Raw genomic sequence first — 11,106 nt, forward strand, 5'->3', positions numbered from 1 at the left:
GTCGGGGTCGCGCTGCCGGGCGCGGCGGCGGTGCGGGTGGGGGCGGACGAGGGCGGCGCCGACAGTGACGGTGACTGAGCGGGGCTGTCGGACGATGCCGGGGACTCCGTGCCGGTCGTCGGCACCGGCACCCTCTCCCGTACGTCCTGGGCGGCCGTGCTGTCCCGGTCCGGCTTGTCGTACGTGAACATGCCGCCCACGAGTCCGCCCGCCGCCAGTACGGTGACGACCGCGCCGGCGGCGCCGAGCAGAAGGGCCCGGGGGCGGCGGCGCGCGGGGCTCGGCCCGCCCGGCTCCGGCTCCGAAAGATGTCCCACGGTCGGAATCACCGTGGTCGCGGCCTCGTCCGTCCCCCGGTCGGTCCCATGGTCATGGACCGCCGGTATCGGCATCGTGGCCTCGGTGCCAGGGGCGGGGGGCCGGTGCCGGGGCGGCCCGGACGGGGCGTGCGGCGCGGGCGTTTCCGGTCCCAGTTCCACGTACGGGCGTATGCGCAGGGGATCGAAGTCCTCCGCTGCCGCGGCCTCCGCCGTGCGGGCTTCGAGGTGGGCGTCGGCGGCGCGTACGGCGCAGGCACAGGAAGGGGTGTTGTCGGCTCCCCGGGGCGCGCCGCACTCCGGACACACATGCCCGTTCGGATCGTTCACTGCGCGTCGATTCCTTCCCCGTGTGACCCCGCACGACCCCCGCACAACCCTCGTGCGAACCCCCGTACGAATGTCAGAGATTATCCAAAGCGTCTTCACACCTTCTCCCGGCGGCCACCGGAATCCGGCGTTCCAGCGAATCTCGTGGGGGTTCGACAGGCCATAACCGGTCACACCGACCACGATGGGGGTGTCGCAAGAGTCACAGGAGGACTTACGGGAGGACTTCATGGCCGGGGAAGCGCACGGCAGGGCGGGGGATGTCGCGGAGGAGCGACCGGCGATTCCCGGTCCCGAACACGTGCCCGGAAACGTCCTCGTCTCCATCGGCGCGCTGCTGCTCGGGATGCTGCTCGCAGCCCTCGACCAGACCATCGTGTCCACCGCGCTGCCGACCATCGTCAGCGACCTCGGCGGCCTGGACCACCTGTCGTGGGTGGTCACCGCCTATCTGCTCGCGTCGACCGCCGCGACCCCCCTCTGGGGCAAACTCGGTGACCAGTACGGCCGCAAACGCCTGTTCCAGGCCGCGATCGTGATCTTCCTGATCGGCTCGGCGCTGTGCGGAATGGCGCAGAACATGCCCCAACTGATCGGTTTCCGGGCCCTTCAGGGGCTCGGTGGCGGCGGGCTGATGGTGCTGTCGATGGCGATCGTCGGGGACCTGGTCCCGCCGCGTGAACGAGGCCGCTACCAGGGGCTGTTCGGCGCGGTCTTCGGCGCGACCAGTGTGCTCGGGCCGCTGCTCGGCGGGCTCTTCACCGAACACCTCAGCTGGCGCTGGGTGTTCTACGTCAACCTCCCCGTCGGCGCCGTCGCCCTCGCCGTGATCGCGACCGTCCTGCGCATCCCGCGCCGGTCCGCCCGGCACGTCATCGACTATCTGGGCACGCTGCTCATCGCCTCCGTCGCCACCTGTCTGATCCTCGTCACCTCCCTCGGCGACAGCTGGGGCTGGGGCTCGGAGCGGATCGTCGGTCTGGCGCTGCTGGGTGTGGCCCTGGGCGTCGCCTTCGTCCTCGTCGAGCAGCGGGCGGCCGAACCCGTGCTCCCGCTCAAGCTGTTCCGGCTGCGCACCTTCACCCTCGCGGCCGTCATCAGCTTCATCGTCGGCTTCGCCATGTTCGGCGCGATGACCTACCTGCCGACCTTCCTCCAGGTCGTCCACGGCGTCTCGCCGACCATGTCGGGCGTGCACATGCTGCCGATGGTGCTCGGACTGCTCATCGCCTCCACCACCTCCGGCCAGATCGTCAGCCGCACGGGCCGCTGGAAGGTGTTCCCCATCCTCGGCACCGGCGTCACCGCCCTCGGCCTTCTCCTCCTCCACCGGCTCGACGAGCACAGCTCCACGGCCGAGATGAGCGCGTACTTCCTGGTCTTCGGCCTGGGGCTCGGCCTGGTCATGCAGGTCCTGGTGCTGATCGTGCAGAACGCCGTCTCGTACGAGGACCTGGGCGTCGCCACCTCGGGTGCCACCTTCTTCCGCTCCATCGGCGCGTCCTTCGGTGTGGCCGTCTTCGGTTCGGTCTTCGCCGCGGGCCTCGGCGACAAGCTCACGGACGCCTTCCGGGGCGTACGGCTGCCCGCCGGGATCTCGCCGAACGCGCTGGAGTCCGACCCGCGCGGCATCGCCGCCCTCCCCGCCGCGCTGCGCTCGCCCGCGCTGCACGCCTACGCGTCCGCGATCACAGACGTCTTCCTGTACGCCGCTCCCGTCGCCGTTCTCGGCTTCGTGCTCGCCTGGTTCCTGCGCGAGGACCGGCTGCGCGGCTCGGTGACCGCGCCCGACGTCACGGAGACCCTCGCCAGCAACCCCGTCCAGCGGTCGTCGTACGACGAGGTGTGCCGCGCGCTGTCCCTGCTCGGCACCCGGGAGGGGCGCCGCGAGATCTACCGGACGATCACCGAACGGGCCGGCCTCGACCTGTATCCGGCGGCGAGCTGGCTGCTGCTGCGCATCCGGCGGTACGGGTGGGCGGAGCCCGCGATCCTGGCCGAGCGCAGCCTCGTACCACTGGCCGTGATCATCAAGGCCTCCCGGCAGGTCGAGGAACGCGGGCTCGCCGTACGCGCGGGCCTCGACATGACCCTCACCGCCGAGGGCCGCGAGGTCGCCGAACGGCTGGCGCGGGCCCGCGAGGAGTCCCTGGCCGAGCTGCTGGGCGACTGGTGGGGCCCGGACCGGCCCACCGACCTGGTCCAGTTGGTGAAACTCCTGAACGAGGAGCTGTGCGGCTCGGACGCGGAACAGCCGCACAACGGGTCGGCGGACAGGTTCAGTTGAGGTACTCCAGCCTCTCGTGGCCGTTGTCGTCCAGGTTCTTGCGGAACCAGTGCTCCGCGTACGGCTGGTCGTTGTGGCGCTCGGTCTCCGTGTAACCCAGGCGTGCGTACAGGGCGCGGGCCTCGACCAGGTCGGACCGGGTGTCGAGGATCAGCTGCCGGGCGCCGAGGGCCCGTGCCGCGTCCTCCGCCGCGGCCACGAGGAGCGCGGCGCCGCCCTTGCCCCGCATCCCCTCGTACACGAAGACTCGCTTCAGCTCGCCGGTCGCGGCGTCGAGGAGTCGTACGCCCGCGCACCCGGCCGGCTCACCGTCGTACCGGGCGACGAGCAACTGCCCTCCGGGCGGGGCGAGTTCGGCACCCGTGTTGGCCGCGACCTCGCGCTCCAGCTCGGCAGGATCCGTGCGCCGCCCCTCGTGCAGGAGATACCAGCGGTCGCTGACCTCCGTGTAGTACGCCCGCCAGAGCGCGGCGGCGGCAGGGGAGTCGAAGGGCTCGGGGGCGATGGTCCACGTCATGGCCGGCATTCTCCTGAGCTGCCCCGGCGTGTGCGCAACCGGATTTGCGCTCACGCTGCCCGCTGCCCGTCGGCCACTCCGGTTACCCCTCCCGTGCCTCCCGCCACTCCCGTACGACCTCGTCGGCGTCGTACGGCTTGAGGCCGAGCGGGGGGCCGGGGGGCGGCTTGAACATCATGTCGCGGATCTTGACGTTGATCTCCGTCACGATCCGGCGGACCGCGCCCTCGGAGGGCGCCCTGTGCGCCGCCGCCGGGCGTCCTCCGCCTCCTTGCGCAGGGCCAGGGCCTGTCGTTTGGATCACGCCGGCTTCGGGCTGCGGTGCCTTTGTCTGCCGGTGAGCGGGGTGTGGTGCGTGCAGCTGCAAGGCGGAGGAGGGCGTCGACGCGGAGCGTCGGCAACCGACGACAACGCGGCAGATGTGCGTGCCACACCCCGCGGCCCAGGCGTGATCCAAACGACAGGCCCTAGGTCGGCGGCAGGACGGACAGTCCCTCGCGGGCCATCTTCTGTTTTACCCACCACAGTTCGTCGTACGGCGTGTCGCCGCCGTCGGGCAGCGGTTTGCCGGCGCCGGGAAGGTCCGCGAACTCCCCGCGCGCCTTCGCCTCACGGATCTGCTTGTCGACCCAGGTCTCGAAGCTCACACCGGGCGGCTTGCGATCGGTCATGTGTCCATTGTGCCCGACCTCGCCCTGCCCGACGACGGGGCGATTTATCATGCGGCGTCGTACGGCAACATGGCTGCCGTACAGGGACTGTTCAGCGTCGACAGTTCCGCGAGGACCCGTCGAGTCACGTTCAGTGACCGTTCAGAAGGAGCGCACGTGCTCGAACTCACCATGGCCACCGTCTCCGCGACGGAAGCCGGCGCCACGGCCGGCATGCTCATGGCCGAGGCGCCCAGCGAACCGGGGACCATCCTGCGGGTGGGCCGGGACAAGGCGGTGTGCCGTCTCGTGACCCCTGACGACTGGCTGTTCGTCTCCCGGGTCCACCTGGAGTTCCTGTGCGGCCCTGACAACACCTGGCAGCTCTCCTGGCTGCGGGGCTCCCAGCCCGACCCGTCCTCCGAAGTCCGGCTGGTGGTCGGCGAGTACGCCCAGACCGTGCCGTACGGAGGGAGCGTGGCGCTGCCCCGGGGCGGCGCCGGCGAGATCATCGTCCAGGACCGCACCGGGCCGCGCAGCGTCAACGTGGGCTTCTATCACGAGGGTTGAGCCCGGAGGGGGAGAGCTTCCCCGGAATCCGTTCTACGCCACGTCCTACGCCACGACCCGCGCCAGCGCGAAACCGTCGTACCCCTTGCCGCCCACCGTCTGTACCGCCGTGCCGCTCAACCTCGGGTGCTCGGCGATGAGTTGGAGGGCGGCGCGGGTGCCCCGGATGCTCGGGTCGGTGGAGTCCGCGTCGATCACCGCGCCGCCGCGCACCACGTTGTCGACGATGATCAGGCTGCCCGTGGTGGTCAGCCGCAGGGCCCACTCCACGTAGTGCGGGTTGTTGGCCTTGTCGGCGTCGATGAAGACCAGGTCGAAGGGTGCCGGGTTCTCGTCGGCCAGCTTGGGCAGCGTCTCCAGGGCCGGTCCGGTCCGCACCTCGGTGATGCCGTCGAGGCCGGCCCGGGCGAGGTTGCGGCGGGCGACGTCGGCGTGCTTCGCGTCGTACTCCAGGGTGATCAGCCGGCCGTCGGCCGGGAGCGCGCGGCCCAGCCAGATCGTGCTGTAGCCGCCGAGCGTGCCGATCTCCAGGATGTTGCGGGCGCCCTGGATCTGGGCGAGGAGCTGGAGCAGCTTGCCCTGGTTGGGGGCGACGGCGATGTGCGGCAGCCCCTCCGCGTCGCTGTCGCGCAGCGCCGCCTCCAGGGCCTCGTCGGCCGGGGCCAGGAGTTCGTTGAGGTAGTCGTCGACGTCTGCCCAGTGCTGGGACTCGCTCATGGGAGTCGTGCCTTCCAATCGTGACCGGGTTCGGGTTCGGGACCGGGGTCGTGTGCGTGGCCGGGTGCGCGGTGTGTGCCGGGTCTTCCTGAGTCTTTCGTAGCCCTGCGAGTTGTGCCCCCTGTTTGTTCGTCGCGTTATTTGTAGCCCTCGCGGGCCACGAGATCGGTGATCCGCGCCTCGTCGAGTCGGTAGACCGTTTCACCGGCCCGGGGATCACGGGCGTGCAGCGTGTGGAACAGCGGTCCGTGCGGCGGGCCCAGGTCGACGAGCGTGGCCGAGGCCCCGCGCACCGCCCGTTCCGTGTCCGCCGGGCCGGTCAGATCGATCCGGGTGACCACGCCCGGCGTCACCCACACCGGCACCGACTCCAGATGCCCCATGAGCTGGAGATGGAAGTGGCCGCACAGGATCAGCCGTACGTCGCCGCCACGGACCGCGTCGGCGAGATCCGCCGGGTTGGCCAGCCCCAGCGCCCGCTGGAGCGCGGTGCCGAGGGTGACCGGCGGATGGTGCAGGACGAGCGTCGTGCCGTGCGCGGCCCGGGTGCGCAACAGCCCGCGCAGCCAGTCGAGTTGGGCGGCGCCGAGATGTCCGTACACCTTGCCCGGCACGAGCGTGTCCAGGGTGACGATCCGATGGCCGTCGACCAGGCTCGACGCCGCCAGCTCGCCGTCGGGGGAGTCGAGCCGAGCCTCGGCCCGGTCCCGGCCCGACGGGTCCAGGTGCCCGCTGCCCAGCACCTTCGCGAAGGCGCCGCGCTCGTCGTGGTTGCCGGTGGTGAGGAACACCGGGATGCCCCGCTTCCGGGCGAACCCGCCCACGAGGTCCCGTACCACCGCGTACTCCTCGGGCGCCCCGCTGTCCGCGAGGTCCCCGCTGACGACGACGGCCCCCAGGTTCGCGAGATGGCGGACGTCGGCGAGCAGCCCGCGCAGTGACGCCGTCGGGTCGAGGCCGTTGCGGTTGGGGGCGCCGGCGTGATCGATGTGGGTGTCGGAGAGATGGAGGATCCGCATCCCGGTGACGCTACTGCGGGCGCCGGCGGGACGCAGTCCCCTTCGCGGTCATCTTCGCAGTCCCCTTCGCGGTCCCCTTCGCGGTCTCTTTCGGGCGGGCCTGATCCGATCCGGCCAGTGAGTGCCCGCACCGGGTTTCCTGCCCCCGTGCCCCCTGGTGCCGTCCAGGCCGGGTGAATGATCAGGGCCCCTTGGGCGTATCTGGGGTTGCTCGTGTCTTGCGGCAGAGGTGGTGTGGTCCGCCGTGATTCGTACAGCATGATACGCAAGGGGTAAATGGGTGCCCATGGTGTGTACAGGGCAAATAAGGCAGGAGGGTCACCAGGCGTGGCGAACGCGGAGCACGGTGGTGGAGTGCGAGGTGCCTTCGGAGCGGGCGCCGCCGGGACGGCGCGGGCACGGCTGGAAACGGCCCGTGCGGCGCTCTGGCTCATCGCCGCCGTCCTCGCCGTCAGACAGGTGGCCGCCGTCCTCGGCACCCCGAAGGCGCACCGGCTGACCGACCTGGAGACCTGGGTCGGGCCCCACGGCGTCCTGCATGTCAACGGGTCGCTCTACGCCTCGACGCGGTTCACCGGCACACCCTTCGGCGGCCTCGTCCTCAAACCGCTCACCCGGGCCGCCGAGCAGGCCCTCGGCTGGGGCTGGACCTTCGGCACGCTGCTGCTGGTCGCCGCGATCGGCGTGGTCGCCGCCCGCGCCCTGCCCGCGCCGGTGAGCCGCCGTACCACGCTGCTCGCCACGCCGGTCGCGGTCAGCCTGCTGATGCTGTCGCTGCCGGTGCGCAACACCCTCCACCTCGGCCAGACCAGCGTCATCCCCGTCCTGCTGGTCCTCCTCGGCTGCTTCGCCGCACGCGAGGAACGGGCCGCCGGCGCCCTGATCGGCCTCGCGGCGGCCCTCCAGCCCACCGTGCTGCTGTTCGCGCCGCTGCTGTGGTTCACCGGCCGGCGCCGGGCGGCCGTGTCGGCCGGGATCACCTTCGCCGCCTGCACCGCGCTCGCGTGGGTCGCGATGGCGGACGACTCGTACACCTACTGGGTCCACCACCTGGGCGGGACCGGACTCGGCGGCGCCGCCGACGACCTCGCCAACCAGTCCCCGCACGGCGCCCTGCTGCGGCTGGGCGTCGAGGGCCCCCTGGAGATCGCCCTGTTCCTGGTGCTCGGCACGGGTGTCGCCGCCCTCGGTCTGCGCCGGGCGGTGCGGTACGCCCGGGACGGCCAACTGCTGCTGGCCGTCGCGATCACCGGCTGCGCGGCCGTCGCCGTGTCTCCCACGACCTGGCAGCACCAACTGCTGTGGGTGCTGCTCGCGGTCGTCGGCCGGGTCGGCAAGCGGGCCTCGGACCGCTGTATGTGGCCGGTGGCCGTCGTCATCGTGATGACGCTTCCCGCCGACATGGTCATCCCGAACATCGACACCGTCTACCCGGTCCGCGACAACCTCGTGCTGCTGACCACGATCGCCGCCGCCACCGTCGTACCGTTCCTGTCCCGGACCTCCGAGTACTACCACTCACCGGTCCCCACGGACCACGCGCCGCCGGTCCCCGCCCGCTTCGCCCGCGTGCCGCTCCTGCCCTTCCTCCGCCGGGCGCTCACCCGCCCCAACCTGCTCCTCGAACTCCTGCTGATCCGCGTCACGTACGCCGCGTACCAGCAGGTCAGGCTGGCCGCGACCGGCGGGACGATCTCCGGCGGCCGGCCCACCGCCGAGGCGCACGGCCGCCAGATCCAGAGCGCCGAGAGGTTCCTGCACCTCGACATCGAGCACTGGGCCAACCACACCGTCGTGAAGATCGGCTGGCTGCGGGACTTCTTCGACTTCTACTACACGTCGTTCCACTTCGTCGTGCCCCTGACCGTCCTCGGCGTCCTCTACTGGCGCCGCCCGGTCGACTACCGCTGGGCCCGCGCCTCCCTCGGCTTCACCACCCTGCTCGCCCTCGTCGGTTTCTGGCTCTACCCGCTGGCCCCGCCGCGTCTGATGCCGGGCCTCGGCGTCATCGACACCGTGCACGGCGTCCAGGACTTCTCCAAGCCGAACTACGGCACGCTCACCGCGCTGACCAACCAGTACGCGGCGATGCCCTCGCTGCACTTCGGGTGGTCGCTGTGGTGCGGGCTCGTCATCGCGATCGTCGCCCCGAGGTGGTGGATGAAGGCGCTGGGGCTGCTGCACCCGTTCCTCACCGTCTCCGCGATCGTCGGAACCGGCAACCACTGGGTGCTGGACGCGGTGGGCGGGGCGGCGGTGGTCCTCGCCGGATTCGGACTGTCGTACGTGTTCATGGGGCCGCGCGCCCGTACGGTCATGGCGGTGGCCGGGAGCCGTACGGCGGTCACGGCTGCGGCGACTCCCACTTGACGACCCCTCTCCGGGCGGCCGAACGGGTGAACGTGTCCCGCTGAGCGGTCTGCGTGCTCTGCGTGCTCTGCGCGTTCCGTGCGTTCTGTGTGTTCTGCGCGGTCGGCGCCGATGCCCGTAGGCGGTATTCGGTGGGCGGTATGCCGTACGCGGTGCGGAAGGCGCGGCTGAACTCGGCGGGGCGGTTCAGGCCCCAGCGGGCGCCGACGGCGTGGACGGGCGTCGCGCGCAGGGCCGGGTCCGCCAGGTCGCGGCGGGCGCCTTCGAGTCGCTGGGCGCGGATCCAGGCCGCGACCGTCACACCGTCGTTCTGCTGCTGGAAGAGGCGGTGCAGATGGCTGACGGAGATGTGGTGCGCGGCGGCGATCACGGGCGGGGCGAGGTCGGGGTCGTGGAGGTTGCGCCGCATGAAGGCCCGTATGTGCGCGGTGAGGGTGCGGTGGCGGGTCTCCGGGGGCAGCGCCGACTCGGTGTCGAGTTCCTGCGCGAACCAGGCCAGCAGCAGGTCGAGCACCACCGCGCCGAGGCGCGGCACGTCGGACGGCTGGAGGGTGTCGGCCTGCTCGGCGACGCCGGTGAGGAAGCCCGACAGCAGGGCGCCCACTCCCTCCTGTGCCGACAGCCGTCTGGCCAGCAGGTCTCCGACCCGGTCCGGCGATACGGGCACCAGGGCCTTGGGGAGTTCCACGCCCACCCCGTTGACCCCGCAGTCGTCCTCCGGGGGGCCCACCTCGTACGGCTGCGAGGTGTCGACCACGTACAGACTCTGCGGGCCATGGGTGTCGGCCCGCCCGGCATGGTCGACGCCAAGACCGCCGCCGAGCACCAGGGACACGTGGTACAGCTCCGGGTCGGACTGGCGCACCATCCGCGCCGTCCGCCGGAACCGCATCGGCTGGAACGCACCCGGCCACACCGTCACCGGCCCGAGCTGCAACAGCCGCTGCTCCGCCCGGAAGTCGGCGGCGTAGTCGCTGCTCATGTCGCTGGGCGCGTGCGTCCGGCTGATCAACTCCCGCCAGTGGTCGAACCGGTCCTCCGGCGCCACGTCCTCACTCCGGAACACCGTCCCGATCATCGTGCCCGCACCCCTGTCCTCGTCCACCTCGCCCGTCCCCGTCACGGACCACCCCGGCAGAGCCCCGGCCCACTCCGGCGTGCTTGCCCGGAAGCGTAGTCGGGAGGGTAGTTGGGACCGGGTGACGGGCTGTGCCCGGATCGTGCCCAGGACTTGGCCTGTGCCCAGGACTTGGCCTGTGCTCAGGCTCCGGCTCGTGGCCGTGCCACGGCAGGGGGCCGTGCTCCGGTGCGCGGGGCGGGCAGGGCGGGCAGGTGCAGGTCCGGGCGGTTCGCGCGGGCCAGCAGGCCCACACAGACGGCCGGGTTGTCGCGGACCGGGCGGCGGGTGAGCGCGGCGCCCATGGCGACGGCCCGGCGCAGACGCTGGTCGTGCAGGAGGATGACGAAGCGGGTCAGCATGCGCTGTTCCGGCGGGAGTTCGGCGACGATCCGGGTGGACTCGCGGAGTGTCGCGTGGGCCGTCACCGCCGTTTCGGCGAGCAGGGAGCGGACACCGGGGAGGTCCCGGCCGCGCTCCAGGTCGGACCGTACGACACCGTGTCTCTCCAGGTCGTCGGTGGGGAGGTAGAGGCGCCCGTCGCGCAGGTCCTCGGCCAGGTCGGTGAGGAAGTCGGTGCGCTGGCAGGCGTCGGCGAGCAGGCGGCAACTGTCCGCGTAGGCCCGGCTGCCGCCGCCGGTCATCGACAGCCCCGAGGTGATCATGAGGAACGGCCAGGTGAGCCGGTCGATGTACGTCTGGTAGTCGTCCTCGGTCGTGAACCCGTCGAAGTCCAGGTCGATCTCGGCCCCGGTGAGGTACGAGTCGACCCAGGAGCGGGGGAGTTCACGTGTCTCGGCGGTGCGCAGGAAGGCCCGCAGCAGGGGGTGCCGGGCGGTTCCCGTGTCCAGCGCCGTGCGCACCTGCTCGGCCCAGCCCGCGTACCGGCGCGTCCGCTCCGCGACGGTGCCCCGGTCGCACAGGTCGTCCGTGAACGACGCGAACGCGTATCCGGCCAGGATGTGGGGCTGGAGCGGGGCGGGCGTCAGCAGCCGCACCGCGGCATGGCCGGCGGGTTCCCGGCTCAGCATGAACTGCTTGGCCTTCAGATAGGCGGCGCGGTCGCTGCCGCCGGGCACTCCCGCCGCGTCCAGACAACGTTGCCAGGATCGCACCGGTACGCCTCACCGTCGTAGTTGCTGTCACAGTCACAGTCGCAGGTGAAGTGTACGGGCGGGAGCGGGCGGCGCGGAGGCAGGGGCGGGGCGGGAG

8 protein-coding genes and 3 pseudogenes are annotated in these 11,106 nt (G+C 71.7%); 3 read left to right on the top strand and 8 right to left on the bottom strand.

The window, feature by feature from the left end:
• Positions 1-647 (bottom strand): annotated as a pseudogene (locus AOK08_RS18050) (peptidoglycan-binding protein); the annotation flags it as partial.
• A gap of 229 nt (positions 648-876) precedes the next feature.
• On the opposite strand from AOK08_RS18050, the gene AOK08_RS18055 reads away from it, so the two are divergent.
• Positions 877-2,934 (top strand): MDR family MFS transporter, encoded by a 2,058-nt coding sequence (locus AOK08_RS18055; RefSeq protein WP_055526889.1) that lies wholly within the window; start codon positions 877-879, stop codon positions 2,932-2,934.
• Here the strand turns inward: AOK08_RS18055 and AOK08_RS18060 are convergent.
• The 3 genes and pseudogenes from AOK08_RS18060 to AOK08_RS18070 form a co-directional block, all read right to left on the bottom strand.
• Positions 2,927-3,451: a GNAT family N-acetyltransferase gene (locus tag AOK08_RS18060; protein WP_198539302.1), complete on the bottom strand. Its 525-nt coding sequence runs from the start codon at positions 3,449-3,451 to the stop codon at positions 2,927-2,929. The two genes, AOK08_RS18055 and AOK08_RS18060, sit on opposite strands and share 8 nt — an antisense overlap.
• An 82-nt stretch (positions 3,452-3,533) precedes the next feature.
• Positions 3,534-3,704, bottom strand: a pseudogene (locus AOK08_RS18065) (DnaJ family domain-containing protein); the annotation flags it as partial.
• A gap of 217 nt (positions 3,705-3,921) precedes the next feature.
• Positions 3,922-4,122, bottom strand: a pseudogene (locus AOK08_RS18070) (DnaJ family domain-containing protein); the annotation flags it as partial.
• A 156-nt stretch (positions 4,123-4,278) separates the two neighbouring features.
• Between AOK08_RS18070 and AOK08_RS18075 the strand changes: the two are divergent.
• Positions 4,279-4,671 (top strand): FHA domain-containing protein, encoded by a 393-nt coding sequence (locus AOK08_RS18075; RefSeq protein ID WP_055526892.1) that lies wholly within the window; start codon positions 4,279-4,281, stop codon positions 4,669-4,671.
• A 45-nt stretch (positions 4,672-4,716) separates the two neighbouring features.
• On the opposite strand, the gene AOK08_RS18080 is transcribed toward AOK08_RS18075, so the two are convergent.
• Both AOK08_RS18080 and AOK08_RS18085 read right to left on the bottom strand, forming a co-directional pair.
• Positions 4,717-5,388 carry an O-methyltransferase gene (locus tag AOK08_RS18080; protein WP_055526894.1) on the bottom strand — a complete coding sequence of 224 codons (672 nt, stop codon included), beginning with the start codon at positions 5,386-5,388 and terminating at the stop codon, positions 4,717-4,719.
• Between the two features lie 137 nt (positions 5,389-5,525).
• A complete protein-coding gene (locus tag AOK08_RS18085; protein WP_055526896.1) occupies positions 5,526-6,407 on the bottom strand; it encodes a metallophosphoesterase in 882 nt (293 codons plus the stop codon).
• Between the two features lie 327 nt (positions 6,408-6,734).
• Between AOK08_RS18085 and AOK08_RS18090 the strand changes: the two genes are divergently transcribed.
• Entirely contained in the window at positions 6,735-8,777 is a 2,043-nt protein-coding gene (locus AOK08_RS18090) for a bifunctional glycosyltransferase 87/phosphatase PAP2 family protein (RefSeq protein WP_055526897.1), read from the top strand.
• Here the strand turns inward: AOK08_RS18090 and AOK08_RS18095 are convergent.
• Both AOK08_RS18095 and AOK08_RS18100 read right to left on the bottom strand, forming a co-directional pair.
• Positions 8,752-9,855 carry an AraC-like ligand-binding domain-containing protein gene (locus tag AOK08_RS18095; RefSeq protein ID WP_079054107.1) on the bottom strand — a complete coding sequence of 368 codons (1,104 nt, stop codon included), beginning with the start codon at positions 9,853-9,855 and terminating at the stop codon, positions 8,752-8,754. The genes AOK08_RS18090 and AOK08_RS18095 overlap by 26 nt on opposite strands.
• Before the next feature lie 182 nt (positions 9,856-10,037).
• Positions 10,038-11,009: a phytoene/squalene synthase family protein gene (locus AOK08_RS18100; RefSeq protein WP_157876715.1), complete on the bottom strand. Its 972-nt coding sequence runs from the start codon at positions 11,007-11,009 to the stop codon at positions 10,038-10,040.
• Between the last annotated feature and the right edge of the window lie 97 nt (positions 11,010-11,106).

It is taken from the genome of Streptomyces graminilatus (genome assembly GCF_001418565.1).
In the GTDB taxonomy this organism is placed as follows: Bacteria; Actinomycetota; Actinomycetes; order Streptomycetales; family Streptomycetaceae; genus Streptomyces; species Streptomyces graminilatus.